General features: G+C 65.8%; 26 protein-coding genes. 15 read left to right on the forward strand and 11 right to left on the reverse strand.

Annotated elements, in window-relative coordinates:
- Window positions 1–13 precede the first annotated feature (13 nt).
- The gene (locus ACFO0G_RS13335; RefSeq protein ID WP_286400460.1) at window positions 14–937 is read right to left on the reverse strand and encodes an AEC family transporter; all 924 of its coding nucleotides are present in this window, start codon (window positions 935–937) and stop codon (window positions 14–16) included.
- Window positions 938–1232: 295 nt separating this feature from the next.
- Here ACFO0G_RS13335 and ACFO0G_RS13340 point away from each other — a divergent pair, with 295 nt between their 5' ends.
- The 4 genes from ACFO0G_RS13340 to ACFO0G_RS13355 all read left to right on the forward strand — a co-directional run bounded on the left by ACFO0G_RS13340 (window position 1233) and on the right by ACFO0G_RS13355 (window position 4816).
- Window positions 1233–1502, forward strand: coding sequence for a hypothetical protein (locus tag ACFO0G_RS13340; protein ID WP_376978162.1), 270 nt, complete (start codon window positions 1233–1235; stop codon window positions 1500–1502).
- The gene (locus ACFO0G_RS13345; RefSeq protein ID WP_376978164.1) at window positions 1499–3184 is read left to right on the forward strand and encodes an alpha-amylase family protein; all 1686 of its coding nucleotides are present in this window, start codon (window positions 1499–1501) and stop codon (window positions 3182–3184) included. The genes ACFO0G_RS13340 and ACFO0G_RS13345 overlap by 4 nt, the downstream gene beginning before the upstream one ends.
- 39 nt (window positions 3185–3223) lie before the next feature.
- Window positions 3224–4474: a pyridoxal phosphate-dependent aminotransferase gene (locus tag ACFO0G_RS13350; RefSeq protein WP_376978166.1), complete on the forward strand. Its 1251-nt coding sequence runs from the start codon at window positions 3224–3226 to the stop codon at window positions 4472–4474.
- A gap of 105 nt (window positions 4475–4579) precedes the next feature.
- Window positions 4580–4816, forward strand: coding sequence for a hypothetical protein (locus ACFO0G_RS13355; protein ID WP_236800316.1), 237 nt, complete (start codon window positions 4580–4582; stop codon window positions 4814–4816).
- Window positions 4817–4845: 29 nt separating this feature from the next.
- Here ACFO0G_RS13355 and ACFO0G_RS13360 read toward each other — a convergent pair whose 3' ends face one another.
- A complete protein-coding gene (locus tag ACFO0G_RS13360; protein WP_376978168.1) occupies window positions 4846–5706 on the reverse strand; it encodes an NAD(P)-binding domain-containing protein in 861 nt (286 codons plus the stop codon).
- Window positions 5660–7072 (reverse strand): vanillate/3-O-methylgallate O-demethylase, encoded by a 1413-nt coding sequence (gene ligM / locus ACFO0G_RS13365; protein ID WP_376978170.1) that lies wholly within the window; start codon window positions 7070–7072, stop codon window positions 5660–5662. Before ligM (ACFO0G_RS13365) ends, ACFO0G_RS13360 begins: the two co-directional genes overlap by 47 nt.
- A gap of 190 nt (window positions 7073–7262) precedes the next feature.
- Between ligM (ACFO0G_RS13365) and ACFO0G_RS13370 the strand changes: the two genes are divergently transcribed.
- From ACFO0G_RS13370 to ACFO0G_RS13400, 7 genes are all read left to right on the forward strand, one after another.
- Complete coding sequence (locus ACFO0G_RS13370) at window positions 7263–8360, forward strand: 4-oxalomesaconate tautomerase (RefSeq protein ID WP_286400471.1); 1098 nt, start codon at window positions 7263–7265, stop codon at window positions 8358–8360.
- A 26-nt stretch (window positions 8361–8386) separates the two neighbouring features.
- On the forward strand, window positions 8387–9352 hold the full coding sequence (locus ACFO0G_RS13375) for a VOC family protein (RefSeq protein WP_376978173.1): 966 nt from the start codon (window positions 8387–8389) through the stop codon (window positions 9350–9352).
- A 46-nt stretch (window positions 9353–9398) separates the two neighbouring features.
- Window positions 9399–10889, forward strand: coding sequence for an aldehyde dehydrogenase family protein (locus ACFO0G_RS13380; RefSeq protein ID WP_286400475.1), 1491 nt, complete (start codon window positions 9399–9401; stop codon window positions 10887–10889).
- Window positions 10890–11001: 112 nt separating this feature from the next.
- Entirely contained in the window at window positions 11002–11898 is an 897-nt protein-coding gene (locus tag ACFO0G_RS13385) for a methylenetetrahydrofolate reductase (protein ID WP_286400477.1), read from the forward strand.
- A 12-nt stretch (window positions 11899–11910) separates the two neighbouring features.
- Window positions 11911–12783, forward strand: coding sequence for a formyltetrahydrofolate deformylase (gene purU / locus ACFO0G_RS13390; protein WP_376978176.1), 873 nt, complete (start codon window positions 11911–11913; stop codon window positions 12781–12783).
- A gap of 38 nt (window positions 12784–12821) precedes the next feature.
- A complete protein-coding gene (ligM, locus tag ACFO0G_RS13395) occupies window positions 12822–14234 on the forward strand; it encodes a vanillate/3-O-methylgallate O-demethylase (RefSeq protein WP_286400480.1) in 1413 nt (470 codons plus the stop codon).
- 69 nt (window positions 14235–14303) lie between these two features.
- A complete protein-coding gene (locus tag ACFO0G_RS13400; protein WP_286400482.1) occupies window positions 14304–14924 on the forward strand; it encodes a PadR family transcriptional regulator in 621 nt (206 codons plus the stop codon).
- A gap of 20 nt (window positions 14925–14944) precedes the next feature.
- On the opposite strand, the gene ACFO0G_RS13405 is transcribed toward ACFO0G_RS13400, so the two are convergent.
- The 8 genes from ACFO0G_RS13405 to ACFO0G_RS13440 form a co-directional block, all read right to left on the reverse strand.
- Complete coding sequence (locus ACFO0G_RS13405) at window positions 14945–16201, reverse strand: ABC transporter substrate-binding protein (protein ID WP_376978179.1); 1257 nt, start codon at window positions 16199–16201, stop codon at window positions 14945–14947.
- Entirely contained in the window at window positions 16198–17286 is a 1089-nt protein-coding gene (locus tag ACFO0G_RS13410; RefSeq protein WP_286400486.1) for a branched-chain amino acid ABC transporter permease, read from the reverse strand. Before ACFO0G_RS13410 ends, ACFO0G_RS13405 begins: the two co-directional genes overlap by 4 nt.
- Window positions 17286–18167: a branched-chain amino acid ABC transporter permease gene (locus ACFO0G_RS13415; RefSeq protein ID WP_286400488.1), complete on the reverse strand. Its 882-nt coding sequence runs from the start codon at window positions 18165–18167 to the stop codon at window positions 17286–17288. The genes ACFO0G_RS13410 and ACFO0G_RS13415 overlap by 1 nt, the downstream gene beginning before the upstream one ends.
- 6 nt (window positions 18168–18173) lie before the next feature.
- Window positions 18174–18884, reverse strand: coding sequence for an ABC transporter ATP-binding protein (locus ACFO0G_RS13420; RefSeq protein WP_376978182.1), 711 nt, complete (start codon window positions 18882–18884; stop codon window positions 18174–18176).
- Window positions 18871–19653 (reverse strand): ABC transporter ATP-binding protein, encoded by a 783-nt coding sequence (locus ACFO0G_RS13425; protein WP_376978184.1) that lies wholly within the window; start codon window positions 19651–19653, stop codon window positions 18871–18873. The genes ACFO0G_RS13420 and ACFO0G_RS13425 overlap by 14 nt, the downstream gene beginning before the upstream one ends.
- 165 nt (window positions 19654–19818) lie before the next feature.
- On the reverse strand, window positions 19819–20106 hold the full coding sequence (locus ACFO0G_RS13430; RefSeq protein ID WP_286400495.1) for a MoaD/ThiS family protein: 288 nt from the start codon (window positions 20104–20106) through the stop codon (window positions 19819–19821).
- Window positions 20099–21208 carry a WD40/YVTN/BNR-like repeat-containing protein gene (locus ACFO0G_RS13435; protein ID WP_376978186.1) on the reverse strand — a complete coding sequence of 370 codons (1110 nt, stop codon included), beginning with the start codon at window positions 21206–21208 and terminating at the stop codon, window positions 20099–20101. Before ACFO0G_RS13435 ends, ACFO0G_RS13430 begins: the two co-directional genes overlap by 8 nt.
- 69 nt (window positions 21209–21277) lie before the next feature.
- Window positions 21278–21478, reverse strand: a complete 201-nt coding sequence (locus ACFO0G_RS13440; protein WP_286400498.1) for a hypothetical protein — start codon at window positions 21476–21478, stop codon at window positions 21278–21280.
- 277 nt (window positions 21479–21755) lie between these two features.
- Between ACFO0G_RS13440 and ACFO0G_RS13445 the strand changes: the two genes are divergently transcribed.
- From ACFO0G_RS13445 to ACFO0G_RS13460, 4 genes are all read left to right on the forward strand, one after another.
- Window positions 21756–22553: a hypothetical protein gene (locus ACFO0G_RS13445; protein WP_376978188.1), complete on the forward strand. Its 798-nt coding sequence runs from the start codon at window positions 21756–21758 to the stop codon at window positions 22551–22553.
- 111 nt (window positions 22554–22664) lie between these two features.
- Window positions 22665–23477, forward strand: coding sequence for a class F sortase (locus ACFO0G_RS13450; protein WP_376978190.1), 813 nt, complete (start codon window positions 22665–22667; stop codon window positions 23475–23477).
- 89 nt (window positions 23478–23566) lie between these two features.
- A complete protein-coding gene (locus ACFO0G_RS13455) occupies window positions 23567–24079 on the forward strand; it encodes a universal stress protein (protein ID WP_286400504.1) in 513 nt (170 codons plus the stop codon).
- Between the two features lie 300 nt (window positions 24080–24379).
- The gene (locus ACFO0G_RS13460) at window positions 24380–24745 is read left to right on the forward strand and encodes a metal-sensitive transcriptional regulator (RefSeq protein ID WP_376978192.1); all 366 of its coding nucleotides are present in this window, start codon (window positions 24380–24382) and stop codon (window positions 24743–24745) included.
- Window positions 24746–24776: the final 31 nt, after the last annotated feature.

Below are 24776 nucleotides of genomic sequence, written 5' to 3' on the forward strand. Positions count from 1 at the left end.
GGCGCGCCCGGTTTCAGGCGGCCAGCAGCCAAACGATCAGCACCAGCACCGGTGCGGCAGCCGCGGTGGAGAGCAGGATCGTTTCCCGTGCCACGGTCACCCCGCGCCCGTACTTGCTGGCGAACAGGAAGACGTTCTGGGCAGAGGGAAGCGCCGCCATGAGCACCACGCCCAGGAGCATGCGGTGGTCCAGGTTGAACAGGAAGCGTCCGACGACGAACGCCACCGCCGGCATCACCGCGGACTTGAGTGCCGTGGCAGTAAGGATTTCCGCCGTGTGGCCGCCGCTGCGCAGCATCCTGGTTCCGCGCAGCGACATGCCAAACGCCAGCAGCACCACCGGCACGGCAGCCCCGCCCAGGAGCGTCAGTGGGGCCATCACCGGGTCCGGCAGCTTCACGTGGAGCGCGGCCAGGACCACGCCCAGGAGCGAGGCGATGATCATGGGGTTGCGAAAAGGCTGCGTCAGCATCAGGCGGGGAGAGAACCGGCCCGCCTCGGAAAGGTCCAGCAGGGTCAGGACCAGCGGGGCGAACAGGAGCAGTTGCACCAGCAGGACTGGGGCGACCGGGGTGGCGTCCCCCAGGGCATAGAGCGTGATGGGGATGCCGATGTTGTTGGCGTTGACGTAGGACCCGGCCATGGCACCGACGGCGGTTTCGGCCGCCGGCCTTCGGAACCAGATGCGGCTGGCGGCAACGTAGAGCAGGGCGGTGACCGCTGCGGTGATCATGGCAAGCGGAACATAGGCGGAAAAGACAACCGACAGGTCTGATTTCAGCACCACCGTGAAGAGCAGCACCGGATTGGTGATGAAGAAGGCGGTACGCGTCAATGCGGAAATGGTGGGCTCGTCCCCCAGCCCGCAGCGCGCGGCGATGTACCCGACGGCAATGACGACGCCGATCACCGCCAGTCCGATGAGCACACCGCCCACTTGGGGTACTTCCTTCCGGTTACGCCATGCACTACCGCAGGAAGGCAGTACTACAAGTTTCATACTTATCGGATAAGGAGCGCTCCGCCACCAGCGTCCACAGAATGGCCCGCCGGCCGCCTGTCCTGCCTCTCGACACGGCGCCTGCCGGACGGTACAGCTTAATGATGGTTACCGTCGGCTTCCACGGTTCGCACAAAAGGTCAGCCCCGGCCAGCTGCTCAAGGACGTCCAGCACGCGGAGCGCGCGGGCTTCGACGCGGCCATGTGTTCAGACCATATCAGCGGCGGGAACATGAACGAACACATCAGCGGGGACACGTGGCCAGCCAAGGACATCAGGCAGCGCCGCCTGGAGGAATGCGTGGACGGATACGCGGACCTTGGCTTCTACGAGCTGTTCCTGCACTTCGTGGGGCAGGAACAGGCAGCCTTCATCGAGGCCTTCGCCGCGGAGGTGCTCCCCCAGCTGCGCACCCCTTCAGGAAGCCCTGGCGGAAGAACCCCCGCTGAACCGGAGCTGGCCGCGGCAGCCGCCAGTCCGGCGTCGGACGCGTCCGCATGAGGATCGCCGAAACCTCGGACCTGTGGTGGAAGAACGCCGTCATCTACTGCCTTGACGTGGAGACGTTCTATGACGACGACGGCGACGGCACCGGGGACTTCGCCGGCCTCACCCAGCGGGTGGACTACCTGGCCGCCCTGGGCGTGACCTGCATCTGGCTGATGCCGTTCTACCCGTCACCCGATCGTGACGACGGCTACGACGTGACGGATTTCTTCAATGTGGACCCCCGGCTCGGCACGTTGGGCGACCTGGTGGAGTTCATCCGCGCGGCAAAGGACCGGGGGATGCGGGTGATCGCGGACTTCGTGGTGAACCACACCTCCAACCAGCATCCGTGGTTCGTCGAGGCCAGGAAATCGACCGACAACCCATACCGCGATTTTTACGTGTGGCGGAAGGACACTCCCCCGGACACCTCCGCCGAGGTGGTGTTCCCCGGGGAGGAAAACTCGCTGTGGACCAGGGATGATGCCACCGGCGAGTGGTACCTGCACATGTTCGCCAAATACCAGCCGGACCTGAACGTCACCAATCCCAAGGTCCGGGACCAGATCGCCAAGGCGATGGGCCTGTGGCTCGAGCTGGGCCTGGACGGGTTCCGGCTGGATGCCGTGCCGTTCTTCCTGGAGACCAGGGGCGAGCCCAAGGACCAGTCAGCCAGGATCAACCCGCACGGCTACCTCAAAGCCCTGCGGAGTTTCCTGAACCGGCGCAATGGCAGCGCGGTGCTGCTGGGCGAGGTGAACCTGTCCTACCAGGAGCAGCTGGAGTACTTCGGCGGGCCGGAGGGCAACGAGCTGAACATGCAGTTCGATTTCATGTCGATGCAGCACCTCTACCTGTCCCTGGCACGGCAGGATGCAAGGCCCCTGGCTGAGACGCTCAAGGGCCGCCCACCGATAAACCCGGACAACCAATGGGCCATGTTCGTGCGGAACCATGACGAGCTCACACTGGACAGGCTCACCGACGGCGAGCGCCGGGAGGTCTTTGCGGCGTTCGGACCGGAGAAGAACATGCAGATCTACGGGCGGGGACTTCGGCGCAGGCTGCCGCCGATGCTGGACGGGGACCAGGAACGCATGCGGATGGTGTACTCACTGATGTTCTCCCTCCCCGGCACTCCGGTGCTGTTCTACGGCGAGGAGCTCGGCATGGGCGAGGACCTCCGGCAGGAGGGCCGCACCGCCGTGCGCACCCCCATGCAGTGGAACGACGAGGAGAACGGCGGCTTCTCCGGTGCCCGGGCGGCGGACCTGGTGGCACCCCTGGTGCGCGGGGAGTATGGGCCGGACCGGGTCAACGCCGCGGCGGCCAAGCGGGACCCGGAGTCACTGTTCAACTTCATGGCCACGCTGATCGCGCGGTACCGCGAAGCAGCGGAACTGGGCTGGGGCAGGTTCGCGGTCATCGACCAGGACCAGCCCGCGGTCTTCGCCCACACGTGCAGTTCCGAGGGCGGGACGCTGGTGCTGCTGCACAACTTCAGCGAAGACCCCGTGAAGGTCAGCGGAAAGATGGGTGACGGTTCTCCGGATTTCCGGGGCGCCATGCTTTTGGACCTGTTCGACGGCGGCAATGTTGCCCTGGAGCCCGACGGCGGCTTCACGGTGGAGCTGGGGCGCTACGGCTGCCGCTGGTTCCGCGTGCACCGCAAAGGTGACCGGCTGGCACCGTAACCCGGCCGCCCGGCGTCGTTCTTTGTGAAAAAATCAACCATGCACGCCATGCAGCACTCCAGCAAACTCCAGAACGTCCGTTACGAACTCCGCGGACCCATCCTCCAGGCCGCCAAGAACATGGAGGCCGAGGGGCACCGGATCCTGAAGATGAACCTCGGGGACACCGCGCCGTTCGGGCTGGAGGCGCCGGAGTCGGTGGTGGTGGACATGATCCACCACCTGCGCGGCGCCCAGGGCTACAGCGACTCGAAGGGCATCTTCACCGCCCGGACAGCGATTTCGCAGTACTACCAGACCCGTGGGCTGATGAACATCGGCGTCGAGGACATTGTGGTCGGCAACGGCGTCAGCGAACTGATCTCCATGTGCCTGCAGGCGTTCATGGAAAACGGCGACCAGATCCTGGTCCCGGCCCCGGACTACCCCCTCTGGACCGCCGCGGTGACCCTGACCGGCGGCAAGCCCGTGCACTACCTCTGCGATGAGGCGGAGAACTGGTGGCCGGACATGGCCGACGTGGAAGCAAAGATCACCAGCCGAACCAAGGGCATCGTGATCATCAACCCGAACAACCCCACCGGCGCCGTCTACCCCCGCCACATCCTGGAGCAGTTCGCGGCCCTGGCACGGAAGCACAACCTGGTCCTGTTCTCCGACGAGATCTACGAGAAGGTGCTGTACGAAGACGCCAAGCACATCCACACCGCGGCAGTGGCCGAGGACGTGTGCTGCCTGACCTTCAGCGGCCTGTCCAAGGCCTACCGGATGCCCGGCTACCGGGCCGGATGGGTGGCCATCACCGGGCCGCTGGCCGCCACCGCCGCCTACCGTGAGGGCCTCGAACTGCTGGCCTCACTGCGCCTGTGCGCCAACGTCCCGGCCCAGCACGCCATCCAGACCTGCCTGGGCGGATACCAGAGCATTAGCGCCCTGGTGCAGCCGGGCGGGCGGCTCCGCGAACAGCGGGACCTTGCCCACAAGCTCCTCACGGCCATCCCCGGCGTAACCTGCGTTCCGGCCTCAGGCGCCATGTACCTGTTCCCCCGGCTGGACCCGGAGCTCTACCCCATCGACAGCGACGAACAGTTTGTCCTGGATTTGCTGAAGGACCAGAAGATCCTGGTCTCCCACGGTTCGGCCTTCAACTGGCCCACACCCGATCACTTCCGCTTCGTCATCCTGCCGTCGGTGCGGGAGATCGAAGAAGCAGTCCGCCGGATCTCCACTTTCCTGGCCGCCTACCGCAGCCGGGGCGCAGCCTATGAGCTGGAAACAGTGGCGGAGTGAAGAACTAACCGGCTCCTAACAGCGGGGAAACCGGTACGCAACATTGCGCCGCCACACTGGTGAATGCAGGCAAGAGCCGGCACCAGCTCCAGCCAGGAGGCCCCGATGTTGAAGAAAGCGACCCCGCATGTAACCAGAATCCGCGCACTGGACCAGCTCCACCGCGGTGACGAAATCGAAGCCCGCCTCTCGGTGGGGCCTTCCTACGACGACGTGGTGATCCGCCGCGGCAGCGTGCAGGAAACTGCTCCGGGGATCGGCGTCGTCTGGATCCTGGACCGGCTCACCGGCCTCCGCAAGGCGATCAATACGGACGAGTGCAGCGTCTGGCGGGTGGCCTAGGACTTTCGGGCGGTGGGCGGCGGACGTAGTCAGGAAGGACTGTCCGCAACCCGTCCCCCGTGTGGATGCGCCAGCGACTGCAGCCACGAGATGGCGGCATCGGTCACCGGGTGCGGGGTTCCCAGCGACTCAAGGTAGGCCCGCGCCTCTGACATCTCCGCTTCCCTGCGCACAGCGTGCACGCGCGTACCTTCAAGCATCCGGGCCACAAGCGCCGGGCCGGACGGACCCAGCTCCCCCGCAATCTGGCCGGTCATCCAGTCCCTGGCGCCTGCTGCTTCGGCGGCCGTGACCGCCTCCAGGATGGTTGCCGCCAGCCCTTTCATGAACACGCTGCGGAGCAGTTTCAGCCCCGCTGCCGCCCCCGCTTCACTTCCCGCAGCGGAGGCCGGGATGCCCCACCCGGCGAAGAGGGGCACCAGCGCAGCCGCCCCAGTGCCGCTTATCAGCAGGGGCGCATCGATCCGGTTGCGGGGCACAGGCGCGAGAATGGCGACGTCGGCGAACAGGACATTCCGCCGGGCCGCCTGTTCGGCGAGCCGCCGCTTTTGGTCAGGCCCCGAAGTGTTGAGGTCGGCAAAGACGGCGCCGGGCTCCATGGCGGGCAGCGCCTCGTGGAGGACGGGCCCGGCAGCCTGTCCGCCCACCAGGCTGAGTACCAGGTCCGCGCCGGCCACCGCTTCGCGGATGGAGCCGGCCCGCACCACGCCCGGCGGGGCACCCCCGACAGCGGGATCCGTTGCGGTGACCCGCAGTCCCCGGCCGGCGAGGTCCTCCGCGTAGATGCTGCCGGCTTCCCCGAGGCCCAGGACGGCAATCCAGGTGCCGCCCTGCTCCCTTTCCCTACCGTGCACCGGCGGCCGCGGTTCGCCAACCCCCGTGGTACTCATTCCGGGCAGTGACCGCATATGGTGCGGGACTGACCACAGCACGCACGCTGAGCTGTTCGTGCGGCTCCACCGTTGTCTTGCGGGATCCGCCGTCCGGTTCTCCCCAGATGACCCGGACTTCTGTTCCGAGCTCGACGATCGGGTCGACCGTTGCCAGCGAAAGGCCGCGCCGTTCGTTGGCGGTGACGCCGGTGAAAAGCGAGAGTCCCACGCCGGTGCCGTCGGCATCCACCACCGAATCGTAGTTGGACGAGCCGTAGTTGGCGTTGGGGATGTCGAAGAACTGGTAGCCCGGGGTGTCGCGGTCCAGGAAGGACGCCCAGATCCTGGCGAGATCCTCATCGTTCCAGGCAAGCGTCACCTTTTTCCGCTGCCTGGCCGGGTCAATCTGTTGGAGGGCGTCGCGGCCAATGAAGTCATGGTCGAACTTCACGAATGATCCGTAGCCGAGCTCCCAGGGCGTGAGGTAATAGTCTTCGATGTTGTTGGAGACGAATGAGCCCGCGAGCGCATTGACCGCTTCATAGCTTGTTGCCGGCAGCCACTCACGGTAGGCCCGTTCGGCGTCACTGCTGTAGATCGCCGGCAGCGGCGACGGGATCCAGCCCGATTCCAAGGTGTTCGAGGAGTAGGCCCGGGACCCGCAGGGCTCGATGCCGAATTCAGCCCCCGCCTGGAGGACGGCATCACGGATCTTGCCGTGCTGTTCGTAGGGTCCCCAGATTTCCAGTCCCGGGGCCCCGGCCATGCCGTGGCGGAGGGTGCGCACCTTTTCCCCGGCGATGTCCAGGTGGCCCATGTGGAAGAACTTCACCTGCTCAAGCGTTCCACCGTTGAGCTTTTCAATGATCTGCCATGCGCTGGGGCCCTGGATCTGGAAGCGGAAGAACTTCCGGATGACCTCCTGGCCGTAGGGGCGCGACGGCGACCGGTCATCGTAGGTGCATTCGACGTCGTACCCGCCGGTTTCGGCGTGGAACTGGAGCCAGTTAGCCGCTGGGGCGCGGCCCACATAGACAAACTCCTGCTCCGCAAGGTGGAACAGGATCCCGTCACCGATCACACCGCCGTTGGAGGCGGTGGGCACAAACTGCTTGGCAGTGTTGACCGGGAAGTTCGCGAAGCTGTTAATGCCCGTGTCCGAGAGAAGCTTCAAGGCATCGGGCCCCGTCATAAAGAAGTTGACCATGTGGTGGGACTGGTCGTAGAGGACTGCCGTCTCCCGCCAGGCACGCTGCTCACGGCGCCAGTTGGTGAACTCCGCCGGCACCACCGGATAGATGTAGGTCCCGAGTTGGGAATTGCGCAGGAGATCAACGGTGTTGCCTGCCGCATCAAGCACTTCCTGCAGGGACTTCGGGGCCATGGCTTTCTCCTTCGGTTCAGTGGGTACTGCCGAAACGCATCCCTGATCGGGGCCGGCGCGCGATTGCTAACAAAATTGTATGGGATGTATTGACCAAAGTTCCAGAGCGTGATTTTCTGGCAGTGTCCGCCGGAACGGACCGACCATGGGCCGCCCGGCACCCTGCCCGCCGAGGATCGCGAGACTGGAAATGCCCGGATCAGTGGGGATCCCCTGCCTCCTCATGCGGGGAGGAACATCCAAGGGAGCGTTCTTCCTGGCCTCGGACCTGCCTGCGGACCCGGGTGAACGCGACGACCTGCTGCTGCGGATCATGGGCACACCCGACCCCCGGCAAGTTGACGGGCTTGGCGGCGCACACCCCCTGACCAGCAAGGTGGCTGTCATCTCCCCATCGGCCGAGGCCGCAGCGGATGTGGACTATCTTTTCCTCCAGGTGGGGGTGGACACGGCATTTGTGACTGACCGCCAGAACTGCGGAAACATCCTTGCGGCGGTGGGGCCTTTCGCCGTCGAACGGGGACTCGTGGGGGCCTCCGAAACGCAGACGGATGTGCGGATCCGGATGGTGAACACCGGAAGCCTGGCCACGGCGCGGTTCGCCACCCCAGGCGGCGTGGTGGATTACGACGGCGGCCCGGAGGCAGGCGGTGCAGTGGCAATCGACGGCGTTCCGGGCAGGGCGGCGCCCATCAGGCTCAACTTCGAGGGCACGGCGGGGTCATCGACCGGGGCCCTCTTTCCCTCAGGCCAAGTGTGTGACCGCGTTGACGGCGTTGACATCACCTGCGTTGACAACGGAATGCCAACCGTCCTGATGCGGGCTGCCGACCTGGGCACCACCGGCTACGAGGACCCCGCAGACCTTGAGGCAGACGAAGGCCTGGCGGCCCGTCTTGCCGGGCTCCGCCTGGCAGCGGCGGAATTGATGGGCATGGGTGACGTCAGCGGGGCCACCGTACCCAAACTGGTGCTGCTGGCGCCGCCGCGGGCCGGCGGTTCCATCGCCACCCGCAGTTTCCTTCCGGTCCGGGTGCACACCTCCATCGGTGTGCTGGGCGCACTCACCGTGGCCGCAGGGATCATGGCAGAAGGATCCGTGGGCCACGACCTTGCCACGCTTCCCCCGCCGGGAGAAGCGTTCCGGGTGGAACACCCCACAGGTCACTTTGACGTGGAAGTGGCCATGCACCCTACCGCGGAGGGTTACACGGTGACCAGGTCCACGGCACTCCGGACGGCACGGAAGATCTTCGACGGACGCGTCTTCCCGCGCCCCCGTCGCTAAACAGGAACAAGAGAGAGGACAGTTCCATGACCGGGTATACCTCGTTCGACGTCGCCCACCTGGGGAACGTGGAACTGCTGACCCCTGTCTTCGAGGAAAGCCTCTGGTTCTTCCGGGATCTCCTCGCCATGCGGGTGGTGGCCGAGTCCAGCAGCGCAGGCAGGAGGTGCGCTTACCTGCGGACCTGGGACGAATACCAGCTCTACACCCTGAAGCTCACGGAGTCAGCGGACGCCGGCGTCGGGCGCTCCAGCTTCCGGACCACCAGCCAGGAGGCGCTGGAACGCAGGGTCGCCGCCATTGAAGCCGCGGGCCTGGGCATCGGCTGGGAGGACGGCGGGGTGGGAACAGGCCGCACCTATGCCTTCCGGGATCCGGACGGGCACGACATGGGCATCTACTACGAGACCGAACGGTACGTGGCAACGGACGACAAGCCCGCGCTGAAGAACCAGGCTTCGGCCTTCCCGGGCCGCGGGGTCAACGCGCGCCGGCTGGACCACATCAATTTCCTGGCCAAGGACGTGGGGGCAAACGGGGAATTTGTGGCCGACGTCCTGCGGGGGCGGGAGAGCGAGCGCATCCGGCTCGACGACGGCGGATACGCCGCCTGGTGGTTCCACTTCAACAACAAGTCCTACGACATCGTGTACTCCGACGACTGGCTGAAGCACGGCAACAGGCTGCACCACGTAGCATTCGCCCCCGATACCCGCGAGGACATCCTGAAGGCCGCGGACATCTTCCTTGAAAACGGCATCCACATCGAATCAGGGCCGCACAAGCACGCCATCAACCAGACATTCTTCCTCTACGTCTGGGAACCCGGCGGCAACCGTATTGAACTGGCCAATGCCGGGGCACGCCTGCTGCTGGACCCGGATTCGCCGGTGGTGGAGTGGAGCCAGGAGGAACGCAGGAAGGGCCAGGCCTGGGGCATGAAGACCATCGAGACGTTCCACACGCACGGAACGCCGAACGTCCGTCAGTGAGAAAATTAAGGGATCCCCGCAGTAGCGCACAGAGAGGTGCAAGATCATGACCAACACAGTGGATACTTCCGCTCCGGTGACCACCGGCCTCTTCATCGGAGGCACCGAGCGCCAGGCCGCCGCCACCATGGAAATTGCCGATCCGGGCAAGCCTGGAGTCGTCGTGGGTCATGCCGCAGCAGCCAGCGCGGCCGACGTCGAGGACGCCATCGCCGCGGCAAAAGCCGCCTATCCGGGATGGGCCGCACTGAGCCCGCAGGAGCGCGCCGACCAAATGCGGCAGGCACTGGAAGGCATCGCGGACTTCCGCGACGAGGACGCTGCCATCCTGTCGCAGGAGAACGGCAAGATCCGCATGGAAGCGTGGGTTGACTCCCTGGTGTTCGAGATCCGGTGGAACCTGGCATTGGAGCTGGCCCCGGAAGTGAATGCCACCACGGTGCTGCCGCCTGCCCCGGGAATCCCCGTATCCACATCGATCGCCTTCCAGCCGCTCGGCGTGGTGACGGTCATCGTGCCGTTCAACTGGCCCATAGCCATCCTGGCGGCCTCGCTGCCGCACGCGCTGCTGGCAGGAAACACGGCAATTGTTAAGCCGCCGCCCACGGCGCCGCTGGCAACAACCCGGGTGGTCCAAAGGATTGCCGCGAAGCTGCCGCCGGGGGTGTTGAACGTGGTCACCGGCAAAGACGCGGACATGGCTTCGCTGATCAACAGCCCCGATATCGCCAAGGTTTGCTTCACGGGAAGCGTGGGCGGCGGCAAGCGCATCATGGAGATGGCCGCGAAGTCGCTGACCCGGGTGACGCTTGAACTCGGCGGAAACGATGCGGCCGTGATCCTCGCGGACGCAGTGCTTGATGACATGCACCTGGACCGGCTCTACGCTGCCATCTTCGACACCACCGGCCAGATCTGCATGAACGCAAAAAGGATCTACATCCACCGATCGCGCCTGGACGAAGTGGTGGCCGGGCTGGCGCAGCGGCTTGAAAAAGCGGTAATCGGCTACGGTCTCGATGAGGGGACCACCATGGGTCCGCTGCACTCACCGGTACAGAAGGCATTCGTGGCCGAACTTATCGAGGAAGCCAAGGAATCGGGTGCTGATGTGAGGGAATTCGGGACCCTTCCCACGGACCCGGACCTCCAGGGCGGGAACTTCCTGCGCCCCGCACTGGTCATCGATCCGGACCCCTCGCTGCGCGTCGTCACCCAGGAACAGTTCGGGCCCGTCATTCCCCTGATCCCCTTCGACACCGAGGAAGAGGCAGTGCAGGCGGCAAACGGAACATGGGCCGGGCTGTGCGGCTCCGTCTGGACCGCTGATCCCGCCGCCGCCGAGCGGGTCGGCGGGAAACTGGTCTGCGGCTATGTCTGGGTGAATGACCACGGCGCCACGCGGCTGGACCTGCGGGCCCCGTTCGGCGGCATGAAGCAGTCCGGCATGGGCAGGGAGCAGGGCATCGAGGGGGTCCGGGCTTTCCAGGACACCCGCGCCATTGCCCACCTGGAACCTGAGGCGGCGGAAGGCTAGGCGCGCGGTCGGCAGAAGGGCCAAGGTTTTCTAGATAACTATCGACATTACCTATGGACATAGGTAATGTCGGAGGCGGGTGCACCGCTGCACCCGCCGAAAGGATGACCTGATGGCGACTCGAATCGTGCCCGCCCCCAACCGGGCAGCCTCACTGGAACTCATCAAGGATTTCTCGCTGGAAATGACCGGCAAGGACATCCCCGCCCTCGTCGCAGCAAAAGACAAAATTCCGCCTCACTCCCGCATCAACGTCACCTTCCTTGGCAACGAGGACCTGGAGATGCGGGTGGCCGCGGCAAAGGCGGTCCGGGACCTGGGATTCATCCCGGTGCCGCACATTTCAGCGCGCCGGCTGGCATCAAGGGGTGAACTCGAAAAATTCCTCCAGCGCCTCCAGGAGGCGGGTGCCGCCGAGCACGTGTTCGTGGTGGGCGGCGACCCTGCCGAACCTGAGGGCCCGTACGCGGACTCGCTGGCGCTGGTCAACACCGGGATCCTGCAGGAGTTCGGCGTCCGGGAGGTGGGAATCGGCGGCTACCCCGAGGGCCATCCCGACATCCCCAATGAGACACTTTGGCGGGCGCTGGAAGACAAAACAGCGGCCCTCGCCGCCCAGAACATCGACGCCTTCATCATTACGCAGTTTGCCTTCGACACCGCGCCGGTTGCCGGGTGGATCAAGGAGGTCCGGGCCAGGGGCATCAAGGCGCCCATCCGGGTGGGAACACCCGGACCGGCGGGGATCAAGCGCCTCCTCGGCTTTGCGCGCCGGTTCGGAGTGGGAGCCAACGCGATGATCGTCAAGAAATACGGCTTCTCACTGACCAACCTGATGGGAGACGCCGGGCCGGACAGGTTCGTCAACGATCTGGCCGCCGTCCTGGCCGGGGACGCACCCGGGCAGGACCAGCACCTGCACCCCCAGGTGGGACTGCACTTCTACACCTTCGGCGGCCTGCTGGCGACGGCGGACTGGGTCCGGCACTTCATGGCCGAAGCGGGCTAGGGACGGCAACCAATGGCCCTGCACACAGAATCGCGCAAGGACCAGTCCTGCCTGATTGTCCACGGGCCGGACCAGCCGGGGATCGTGGCTGCGGTGGCCGCCCTGGTGACCCGGAACCAGGGAAACATCGTCTCCCTGGACCAGTACTCCAGTGATCCGTCATCGGGCGACTTCTTCCAGCGCGTGGTCTTCAACCGGCCGGACCTGGCCGCGGCGATGCCCGACATCGAGGCGGACCTCGGCAGGACCCTCACGCCGCTGGGGCTGTCCTGGACGCTGACGGACCGATCCATCCCCAAGCGCATGGCCATCCTGGTCTCCACTTCCGACCACTGCCTGCTGGAACTGCTTTGGCGGCACCGGAGGGGTGAACTGCCGGTAACCATTCCCATGGTGATCTCCAACCACACAAACACTGCCGAGGACGTACGCTTCTTCGGCGTCCCGTTCTTCCATGTCCCCTCTGCCGGTCCGGACAAGTCCGGGGCCGAGGCGCAGATCCTGAAGCTGCTGGAAGGGAACGTGGATTTCGTGGTGCTGGCCCGGTACATGCAGATCCTGTCCCCGGGGTTCCTGGAGGCAGTGAAAGTGCCGCTGATCAACATCCACCACTCCTTCCTTCCCGCGTTCGTGGGCGCCGCGCCCTACCGCAAGGCGAAGGAGCGGGGAGTCAAGCTGATCGGCGCCACCTCGCACTACGTGACCAAGGACCTGGATGAGGGACCCATTATCGAGCAGGATGTGGCCCGCGTGACGCACGGGCACTCAGCCTTGGACCTGCAAGCGCGGGGCGCCTACGTGGAACGCGCAGTGCTCTCCCGCGCCGTGCAGTGGCATGCCGAGGACCGCGTCATCCGGCACGGAAACCAGACCATCGTCTTCTGATACCCACCAACAATCCGATACAGAACAAGAGGTTCAACGTGGCACCGAAAAATCTGCAGGAAGTCCTCGACGCATCAAATGGGGCCGTCGACCTCCTCCGCAACTCCCAGATCGGCTCCTACATCTACCCGGTAGTGCCGGCGGACTTCCAGAACTGGATCAAGGAGCAGACCGCCTGGCGGCAGACAGCCGTCCTCTACGACCAGTCCCACCACATGGACAACCTGTTCCTGAAGGGCCCGGATGCGATCAAGCTGATCACCGCCACCGCCATCAACTCCACCGCCACATTCCCGGTGAACAAGGCCAAGCAGTACGTGCCCACCACCGAGTCCGGCCACGTCATCGGCGACGGCATCCTCTTCCATGAGGCGGACGACGAATACGTGTATGTCGGCCGTTCCCCCGCCGCAAACTGGCTGCTCTACCACGGCGAGACAGGCGGCTACCGGGACCTGGACATCACCGTGGACCGGCGGTCCCCGTCGCGGCCGTACGGCCACCCCGTGACCCGCCGGTACTACCGCTTCCAGATCCAGGGACCCAACGCCTGGCAGGTCATCGAAAAACTTAACGGCGGAGCTCTGGAGCAACTCAAGTTCTTCAACATGTCCACCATGACCATCGCCGGGACCACCGTCCGCACCCTGAGGCACGGCATGGCCGGCGCCCCCGGCCTTGAAGTCTGGGGCCCGTACGCGGACCACGACCGCATCCGGGATGCAATTGTTGAGGCGGGCGCCGAGTTCGGGCTGGTGCCCGTGGGTTCCCGGGCGTACCCGTCCAACACCCTGGAGTCCGGCTGGATTCCGTCACCGCTCCCGGCCATCTATACCGGCGAAGCGGAGCGCGGCTACCGCGAATGGCTGCCCGCGGACGGCTACGAGGCCACGGGAACCCTGGCGGGGTCGTTCGTGTCCGGGAACATCGAGGACTACTACCTGACCCCTTGGGAGCTGGGCTACGGCTCGTTCGTGAAGTTCGACCACGACTTCATCGGCCGGGACGCACTCGAGCGGATCGATCCCGCCACGCAGCGCAGGAAGGTCACCCTGGCCTGGGACGCGGAGGACGTGACCTCGATCTTCGCGTCGCTGTTCAACGTGGAGGGGCCCAGCTACAAGTTCTTCGACCTGCCCCTGGCCAACTACGGCTCGGCCAACTATGACTCTGTGGTGGACGCAGACGGCACGGTGGTGGGCTACTCCATGTTCACCGGCTACAGCGCCAACGAACGGCGTGCGCTCTCACTGGCAACAATCGATCCCAACGTCCCCGAAGGCACGGAACTCAAGGTCGTCTGGGGCGAGCCGAACGGTGGAACTGCCAAGGCCGCCGTCGAACCCCATGTCCAGACTGAAGTCCGGGCCGTGGTCAGCCCCGTCCCCTACTCCACCGTTGCGCGCGCCACCTATCACGGCGGGTGGCGGACGAACTACCAGTCGGCCTAGGCTGGGGACCCTGAAGTGCGGGGGCGCAGCCGCCCCCGCACTTTCCTTGAGCCCTTGGAGGAGCACCGCATGAGCCTTCGGTACGCGCTGCTGGCCCTGCTGCGCGTGGGCCCGCTGTCCGGCTATGAACTGCAGAAGCAGTTCTCCATGTCCGTGGGCCACGTATGGCACGCCCCCGACTCCCAGATCTACCCTGAGCTGCGCAAGATGGAAGCAGAGAAGCTCATCGAGGGCGAGGAGCAGCCCAGGGGCCAGCGCGCCACCCGACGGGTCTACCACGTGACGGAAGCCGGGAACCAGGCCTTCCTCGACTGGATGCAGACCCCGCTGGAGTACGCCCGGGTCCGCGACCCCGCGCACCTGCGGGCCGCCTACCTTGAGGCGGCATCACCGGAGACGGCCCGGGCGTTCTTCCGCCGGCACCAGGAACAGTGGGAGGCCGAGCTTGCCCAATGGGAGGGTGAACTCCAGCGCATCGCCCAGGTGGACAACCCAATGCTGGTGCGCCGCCTGGCCGTGACGGACCCGGCCGACCACGAACGGACCATCGCCTTCAAGCGGTTCACCTACGAGGGCCTGGTGGACCGGGCCCACGGGGAAATCGCGTGGGCCCGGCGCGGGCTTGAGCTCATCGACAGCCTGGAATCCCCGGAACGCGCCAAGCCGCTGCCCAGCGCGTCCCGGGCCTGATCGGCCTTGATCTGCCCTGATCAGCCAAAGTTCTCGGCAGTTGCATAGCCCTTGCCGTTGTACTTCTGCACCACCACCGAGGACACCGCCGGTTGGCCGTCCACCGTGGTGTCTACCGAAGTCCCTTCCAGCATCAGCGGCGCCTTCAGGTCCTTGATGTCCCGCAGCGCCGTCATAAAGCTGTCCCGCGTGGGCTCCTTCATGTTCTTGAACGCCTGCTCAAGCGTGGCCCCCACCATGTAGCTCCACATGCAGTGCGGGAACGCAGGCATGTCCGGGTAGTTCCCGTACTTCTTCAGTTCGTCAAGGAATTTCACGACGTCGGGGTCCTTGGCGAATGCCGGGCTCTGGGGGGCTTTGGCAAACGACACGGAGTAGACACCCGGGTAGGCGGCGCCCCCGCCCGGCTCAAGGATCGCCGTTGGGCTGGACGTGTTGGACGGCAGGAACCAGCTGGGCTTCCAGCCGATCTGCTGTGCCTTCTGGAGTGCCGCGATGGTGAGCGGCGTGATGGACATGGCGTTGAAGAAGACGTCCGCCCCGGAGGAAGCGAGTTGGGTGAGCTGCGCATCCACCGAGGTGTCGGTGGCCTCGTAGGTCTGCTCCCCCACCACCGAAATGTTGGACGCCCCCTTGATCGCGTCCTTGAAGCCCGCCACGTACCCCTTGCCGTAGTCGTCATTCTGCGACAGGATGGCAACTTTATGCTGCGCACCCGACTTCGCCAGGAGCTTTCCGAAGGCCGCGCCCTCATTCTGGTAAATGGGCACAAAGCCCAATTGCCAAGGGCTCTGCTTCCGGTCGCTGAACAGCGGGTCGCCGGTCATCACCAGCACCTGCGGGACCTTCTGGCTGATGGCGGCGTCGCGGAACGCCCGGTTGGTGGGCGTTCCCAGGCCGGCGGTGGCAGCAAACACGTTGTCGGACACCATTTGCTGGAAATTCGCCAGGGACTTTTGCGGGTCGTAGGCGTCGTCATAGGACTTGATGTTCACAGTGCGCGTCTTGCCGTCGCCGAACTTCACGCCCCCTGCGGCGTTGACGGCACCGAAGTAGGCCGAGACGCCGGCAACGGTGCACTTGCCCGGCCCGGCGGTTGCACCGCTGAGCGGAGTGGTGATCCCAAGCGTGATCGCCGAGTCAGTGATCCCCGGGGAGGACGCGGATCCTCCGCCCTGCCCGCCGCTGTCGCCCCTGCAACCGGACAGGGAGAGCGCGACGGCGGCCGCCACGGCAACGACGCCAAGTACCGCGCGCGGCTTCTTTCTCATCTTCATGGTCCATCTTGCCTCTCTGTTTGTTCGTGTCCCTCCGGCGCAGCATCCGGTACCGGACGATGGGCGGGAGCGGTTTGCGGGGAAGTCCCGGGTGCAGTTTGGGCGGTGGAACGGCGCGGGGCGGCACGGCGGGTGAGCCTGCGCACCGCCCGGGGCAGGCTGACCAGGCCGCCGGGCAGCAGGAACAGCACTGCGAGGAGGATCGCGCCCTGGCTTACGGTGGTGAGGTTGGGATCGATGGCGTTGGTCAGTTGCGGAACGAAGACGTAGTAGGCCCCGCCCAGAAGCGAACCGGCGATGCTGCCGGCCCCACCGATGACCATGGCGGCCAGGAGGCTGATGGAGTGCCCGAAACTGAGGGTTTCCGGAGAGGTGTATTGCACTGCTGCCAGGTAGAGGAAGCCGCTGGCGCCGCCGAAAATGGATGCGATGGTGAAGGCCAGGACCTTGGTTCGGTAGGGCGAGATGCCCATCGAGGCAGCAACAGCCTCATTTTCGCGGACCGCTGCGAAGGCCCGCCCGTACTTGCCGCGGACCAGGCTCCGGGCCAGCAGGAATGCTCCGGCCGTCACAATCAGCACGATGTAGAACTGCCATTGGTCGTTGGCCAGCCCGGACCAGTCCGGGGCATCGGTGAACCGTGCGGAGATGCCCTGGGAGCCGCCCGTGAACTCGGAGAGTCGTTTGGCCAGGGGGACGCCGACGATGGGCAGGGCGATGGTCACCATTGCGATGGCCAGGCCGCCGAGGCGTGCGGCCGCGAGCGCCACCAGCAGCCCCACCACGCCGGCGATGGCGCAGGCCGCTGCGAAGACCAGCAGGATGTTCCAGCCATGGTTGACGCCGTACGCGGTGACGTAGGCGCCCAGGCCTACGAAGAAGATCTGCCCGAGGTTGACCTGGCCGGTGTATCCCATCACGATGTTCAGGCCCAGCACCGCCACTGCATAGACCCCGATGCGGACCAGTGTCTGGTTGGCGAACGCCGGCAGGATCAGTGGGGCGACGACCAGCAGAACCGCCGCGAGGGCGGCGAGGGCAAGACGTACCCGCCGTGGGCGTAAGGTGGCGGCAGCGGTGCTCATCAGACCCTCACCACGACCTTTCTGCCGAACAGGCCCTGTGGGCGAACGATGAGGATAACGAAGATCAGTGCGAAGGGCACGGCGATCTTGAGGTCGTGGCCGATGAGGGGGATGTAGACGGCCACCAGGTTCTCCAGGACACCGATCGCCGCCGCGGCCACCACACAGCCGATGGGGCTGTTCAGGCCGCCCAGGATAACGGCCGCGAGCGCGTAGACCAGGGCGGTGTCCAGCATGCCCGGCGTCAGGGTCAGCTGGGGTGCCACCAGGACTCCGGCGATGGCGCCGAGGGTCGCCGCGAGCCCCCAGCCCACCATGAGCAGCCGGCCCACGGGGAGGCCGGAGAAAGCGGCCGACGCCGGGTTGTCGGCGACGGCGCGGAGGGCCAGTCCCAGCTTGGTACGGAGGAAGAGCAGTTGCAGGATCACCATGATGACGACGATGGTCACCGCGGTGGCAAGTGACCTGACGCTTACCACCGCCCCCAGTATCTCGACGCTGGTCAGGGGGAAGAGTGACGGAAACGCAAGGTTGTTGTAGCCCCACAGCACCGCGGAGATGCCGGTGACGAGGGTGAGCAGTCCGATCGTGACCACCACTGCGGTGTCGGGGTCGCCCCGTTCGAAGCGGCGGACCAGGAAACGCTCCACCAGCGCGCCGAGGACGAAGGAAAGCACCACGGCGATGAGGATGGCGAGGATCAGGGGCAGGCCGAGTTGAACGAAGACGTAGGCAATATAGGCGGAGAGCACGGCCAGGCCGCCCTGGGCAAAGTTGATCAGGCCCGTGGCCTGGTTGACCAGCACGATTGCCAGGGCCAGGGCCGCGTAGATGGAACCGGTGGCAAGGCCGTCGACCACGAGTTGGATAAAGGTTCCCATGCCCGTTCAACCCCCCAGGTAGGCGCGGCGGATCTCGTCCATGCCCTTGAGCTTGGCCGACGTGCCGGTAAGGACGTTGCGGCCTGTTTCCAGGACGGTCGCGGTGTCGACCAGTGAGAACGCGAGGTTTGCGTTCTGCTCCACCACCAGCATGGCGATGCCGGACTCGAGCCGCAGCCGGCGGATGGCCTGGTATACCGTCTTCGCCGTGCCCGGCGCCAGTCCCAGCGATGCCTCGTCCAACAGCAGCAGCTTGGGCTTGGCCATGAAGGCCCTGCCCACGGCCAGCATTTGCTGCTCACCGCCGGACAGGGCCGCTGCCCGGGAGCCCACCCGGTCCTGCAATTGCGGAAACAGATCGAGGCAGTAGTCGATATCCGTTTCGATGGCCTTCCGGTCCCTGCGGAGATAGGCACCCACCAGCAGGTTCTCCCGGACGCTCAGCTGCCCCAGCGTGCCGCGGCCTTCCGGTACATGGGCAATGCCCAGGGCCGCCACCTGGTCCGACCGGAGGCCCCGGATGTCACGGCCGTCGAACCTGATGGTCCCTCCGGTCCTGACCGTGCCGCTGATGGACCGCAGGGTAGTGGTCTTGCCGGCACCGTTCGCACCGAGAATCCCCACCGAGCCGCCCTCCGGAACGCTGAGTGAGACCCCGTCCAGCACCTGCACCGGCCCGTAGGATGCGGTGACGTCCTTGAGTTCAAGCAGCGTCATCGGCGGCGTCCTTCCCGATGTAAGCCTCAATTACCCGTGGATCGGACTGCGCGTCGGCTGCGGTGCCCGACATCAGCTTGCGCCCGTGGTCCAGCACTACAACCTGGTCCGTGAGCGCGGAGATCAGTCCCATGTGGTGTTCCACGATGATGATGGTGATGTCCTGCTCCGAGCGCAGGCGCCTAACTGTTGCGATGAGCTGTTCCACTTCGCCGTGGGACAGTCCAGCTGCAGGCTCGTCGAGCAGGAGGAGTGCGGGCCGTGAAAGGAGCGCCCGCCACAACTCGATGCCTTTGTGCAGGCCGTGCGAGAGTTCATCGGCCGGCAGCTCCGCCGCCCAGCCCAAACCTCCCCTGCCAAGGAGTTCCAGTGCTTCGGCGCGGACTTCCCGCTCGGCCCGGACGGTGCGGGGCAACCGGAGCGCCCAGGACATAGGGCCGCCGGGCAGCCGGGTGTGGGCGCCGAGGAGCACGTTCTGCAGGACTGTTGCGTTCAACTGCAGGGCTGGATGCTGAAAGGTACGGGCCAGGCCCAAGCGGGCCAGCCGGGACGGAGCGCTGCCCGAAACCTCCGTTCCATCAACCGAAATCGAGCCGGAGCTTGGCTTGTAGTGGCCGCTGATGCAGTTAAACAGGGACGTCTTGCCCGCGCCGTTGGGCCCGACCAGGCCCAGGATGACGCCGGGCTCGACGTCGAAGCTGACATCCTGCAGCACTTTGACCCCGCCGAAGTGCAGGTTGACGTCCTTGAGGCTCAGGCTCGCAGCCACCCTGTACCTTCCTGTCGCATCATCGCTAGGAATGGATGCAGCCGTTCAGTACTGCACGAGACCGACGCTACGGATCGCCCACGAAATTGTCAACGATTTTGGCTCGAACTTCCGTGGCCGAGGAAGCGCGCCAGCCAAAGCGCGTGTTCGTGCGGGGGTGGCCGGTCAGCCGCCGGCGACGGACTGGATCACCAGGACCTCCTGGCCGGGCATCACCTCGGTATCCAGTCCCCGCAGCCGCCGTACCTCATCGCCGTCGACATAGATGTTGACGAACCTTCGGAGCGCGCCGGTCTCATCGCGCAACCGCCGGCCCAGCACCGCATAGTCAGAGGCCACCGCATCGAGCAGGCTTGCCACCGTCACCGGTCCGTCAGCGGGCGTAGTCAGGACGGACTGCCCCCCGGCCAGGGGCTGCAGGACGCTCGGGAGCAGCACCGAGATTTCAGGCACCGGCCACCGCTGCCGCGCGGACGCACAGGACGTCCGGCAGGTGGGCGGCCACCTCCATAAACGTCTCGCCCTCGTCAGCACTCGCGTAGACGGTTCCGCCCCGCGTGCCGAAGTACACCCCGGCAGGTTCGGCGGTGTCCACCGACGCCGCGTCCCGGAGGACGCTGTTGTATTCGTGCTCCGGAAGCCCGCCGCTGACGCGCTTCCAGGTGTTCCCGGCGTCGTCGGTGCGGTGGACGGCGAGCCTCCCGTCAGGAGGGATGCGTTCGCCGTCGGCCTTCAGCGGTACCACCCAGGCGGTGCCGTCGCGGCGGGGATGGGTCAGCATGACGAAGCCGAAGTCCGCAGGCAGCCCCTCGGCGATGGAGTTCCAGCTGTCCGCGTTGTCGTCCGTCCGATACACGCCGTGGTGGTTCTGCGCGTAGAGCCGGCCTTCGACGGCGGCATCCGCGGCGATCTTGTGCACGCACTGGCCGAATTCCGGATTGGGGTCCGGCATGAAGTAGGCCGAGATCCCCTTGTTGCGGGCTTCCCAGGAGGTGCCGCCGTCGGCCGAGCGGTAAACGCCGCCGGTGCTCATGGCGACGTGGACGGTCTCACCCGAGGGGTTCACCACGATGGAATGCGCTGCCGCCCCGCCGTAGCCGGCCCCCCATTCACTGCGGTGCGGGTGGTCCCACAGGCCTCGATTCAACTCGAAGTGCTCCCCGCCGTCCGTGGACTTCCAGAGCGAGATGGGTTCAGCGCCGGCCCACACAACACCCGGGCGGGACTCGGCGTCCGGGAAAATCTGCCACACACGCTCAAGTGCTGCGCCGGTATCTTCCGGGAACTTGATGGCACCCTGCTCCGGCTCCGTCCAGGTGGCGCCGAGGTCATCAGAATGGGCAACCGTGGGACCCCAGTGCGGGCTGCGCACGCCCACCAGGATCCGGGTGCGGCCCTTCCTGGTATCGATCCCGATGCTGGGAATCTCCGACATAAGGAAATGCGGGCCGGAGAAGGACCAGTCCCGCCGGTCCTTGCTCGTGGCCAGCCAGAGGCCTTTTTTAGTTCCGATTGCCAGGACAAATGATTCCGCCGCCGTTGCCATGCGGACCATGCAACCACCGGAAGGGCAGCAACGCAACGGTTTTCAGCCCCGCAACTCCCCCTCCCGGGCAGGTGGGGGTCAGTCCACGAACTCCGACTGCGTCTCGATGAAATCCCAGTCCGCCGGGTTCAGCACGGCGGCCGGGTTGCCCGGGTGGGGACCTCCCGCCTCGGCGATGCCCTGAAGCACCGGAAGCGGCAGTTCGTCCGCCCGAAGGTTTTGCCGCAGCCACTCCTTGCTGGCGAGATCCAGGTCCAGCCACCACATGAAGATCTCCACGATTTCCCCTCCCTGACGCTTAAAACGTTAGGCACAGTCGGAGGGGCAGACAAGGTGCCGGCATCGAAACAGGTGGGGCCCGGCAGCGTTTCGGGTACCCGCAGGTAACTTGGCCACCAAGGGGCTGGAAAAGACGAGTACCCCCTACTGGCGACTGCCTCCTGCAGGTCCTCCTAGCCTGAAACCTCAAAGCAAGCTGACCGTGCTGCTGGGGCATACGGCGCAACCGCTGGCCCGTCCCCGCCATGGCCCGTTTCTCAAACAGATGGGGAAAAAGATGAAACGCACCTTAGCCACACTGGGGGTGGTGGGGCTCGGCCTCCTCAGCCTCACAGCGCCTGCCATAGCCGCCCCTGACCAGGTGGTGGCCTGCCACTGGGACGGAAAGACCCTCACGCAGATGTCATTCAACGCCAACGGGACCGGCGGCCACGACCAGCACCCTGATGACATCATTCCTCCAACCACCAAACTGCCGGAGGGAAAGAACTGGACCAACGAGGGAAAGCTTCGATACGTCAACGAGTGCGGTGCGACACTGCCGCCCGGCGAAGTGATTGACCCGCCCGTTGTGGTGGATCCTCCTGCCACAACTCCGGCAACACCGCCTGCCGAGCAGCCGCCCGTCGTCGTCGATCCTCCCGTGACGCCGCCGCCCACCATCGATCCTCCCGTGACGCCGCCGCCCACCGTCGATCCTCCCGTGACGCCGCCGCCCACCGAGAAGCCAACCGTCGTTGACCAGCCCGTAGTGCAGCCACCCGCCGTCGTCGACCCACCCGCGGTGGAACCGCCCGCGGCACAACCCCCAACCGTGCAGGCGCCTGAGGTGAAGTCACCGGTTGTGGTGGCCCAGGTCCCTGTACAGCCCGCGCCTGCCAAGCACGTTGCCGCGGCACCGAAGGCCGCGCCCGCGCCCGTCAGTGTGGGCACCAACCAGGGCTACAACGCCCAGACCGCGGTGGGAGCTTCCGACGGCGGACAGGGCTGGCTGGCAGGGGTGGGAGCCCTTGCTGCGGCAGGCGCAGCCGTGGCAGCCCGCCGCCGGTCGCGTCCGTTGAACGACGCCGGGTAACCGCAATCCGCCACAAACCCGTGGCCCCCTGACAAGGAAGGCGTCCCGCCAGTGCCCGGCGGGACGCCTTCCTTCCAATCCAGCCAATCCCGCTAACCACCGAGGAGTGCCATGCGACAAGACCGGAGCCGGCACGCGGCACCCAGGCGCCACACTTGGCGGCGCGACTGGCGGACATCGAACCGGGGCGACCTCGCCATCCTCTTCTGCGGTGTCCTCACTTTCCTGTCGTTCACCGTTGGTGCTCCGCTTTTCCACCCGGCACCGCCGCTGTCCGTGGGGAATGGTCCTGCGGCCGCTGTGATCATTGCCGGTGGCGCAGCGTCCCCCACCCACACTTCGCCGGCACCTGCCTCGGCCGGCGGAGCTCCCATCGCCGGGACGGGCGTTCCTGCCGCAGTCGCCGCAGCGGATCCAACCGCAGCCGCCCAAACCTCCGGCGTGGAGCCGACAATAGCTGCGGCAGGACCGGCCCTTCCGGCAGCTGCACAACCCCTCCGCATCAGGTATCCATCCGCAGCGTTCGACGTCCCCGTCCACCCCCTGGACCTGGATGGGGAAGCCCAGTCCAGCCGGACAATTGAACCCCCTGCCACCAAGGATGGTTACTGGCTGACGCCGTTCGGCATTCCGGGCAGTGGTTCGAACAACACCACCTACGTCATCGGCCACAGCTGGGAAGGCGCGGATGCCCCCTTCAACCACCTCAGTTCAGCGGCAGCCGTTGGCGACCGCTTCGATGTCGAAACCGCTGCCGGAACCATCAGCTACCGGGTGGAGAGCATCACGACGTTCGTGAAATCCGGTCTCAAGGACAGCCCCGTGTGGGACATGGTGCCCAACCGGCTGGTCCTCATCAGCTGCTACACCGAGGACCCTTGGGGCAAAAACGTTGTGGTCACTGCATACCCTGCCGTTTCCTAGCGCTCCGCGCCAGGCACTCGAGGACCTTCAAAATCTTCCAGGCCGAACGTACCTGTTCGCACCCCTTCACCGGGCGGACAATGGGCCGCATGACAGGGGAACACTTCAACGGCACCCCGCTGCTGGTAGGAATCATGCCTAAACAGCACCCGGAAGTGCTTCAAACCGCCGCCACCCTGGCCGCTCGGCTGGCCGCACCTTTGGTCTGCGCCTACGTGGATGAAGCCAGCTACCTGGTGGAATGGGATCCGGCCCGCTCCGCCCACCGGCCGTCCCGGGAACCGGACGCCAATGACGACATGCCCGCCCTGACAACGGAGCTGAAGGCCCAGGTTCAGGCCGTAGTAGACAAATTGGCGTCCGACGGCGCCTCCGTGGACTGGTCCTTCCGCACCCTCACAGGGGATCCGGCCCGCGCCCTGGGACAGGTAGCAGCCGAACTCGACGCCCCCATCATCATCGTGGGTACCTCGGAACGCGGTTTTTCGCACCGGCTCTCGGAGGCCCTTGGCGGCTCGGTTGGCGCCTGGCTCAGCCACCACCAAAGCCGCCCGGTGCTGGTGGTCCCCTACCGCCGGCCGGCCCACGAAGACCGGCCCTAGCCTTTTAGCCTTGGGAAAATCCGCACCATTGAAGGGCCGGTTAAAGTAAAGCGAAAGTAGTTATTCGGGATGCTGGCGCAGTGCCGGTACCAGCCCGTAAGCTAATACAAGCAAGGACGGTCCACCTAGGTGGAAGACGGAATTGCCCAAAAGCTGCTCCGGAGTGCGTATCCCCCAATAACGCACTCCGGAGCTTTTTTGTGCCCCGCCGCAGCTCCGGCCGCCTGCGTGGGCTTACAGGCCAGATATACCCCCTGGGGGTACTTGCATTTATACCCCGCCGGGGTATACGTTGACTGCATGAGCGCTATCGAAGAAGCCGTTGCGGCCGCGGCAGCTGACCAGGTTCCCGCAGAGGCGGACATTGCCCCGCAGCACGGGTACACGGGCAACAAGGATGCCTACCTGCGGCGCCTCAAGCGGATCGAGGGCCAGGTGAGGGGCATCGCCCGGATGGTCGACGAGGACAAGTACTGCATCGACATCCTCACCCAGGTTGCCGCCGTCACCAAGGCCCTGCACGCAGTCAGCCTCGGACTGGTCGAGGAACATATTGGCCACTGCGTGGTGGGTGCAGCCTCCGAGCCGGACCCGGATGCCCGCGCTGAAGCCATCGACGCCAAGGTCAAGGAAGCCGCCGACGCAATCGGCCGGCTGCTTCGCTGACACCATCCACAATCCACCTCCGGCCACCGCC

It is taken from the genome of Arthrobacter sedimenti (assembly GCF_042652025.1).
Taxonomy (GTDB): Bacteria; Actinomycetota; Actinomycetes; order Actinomycetales; family Micrococcaceae; genus Arthrobacter; species Arthrobacter sedimenti.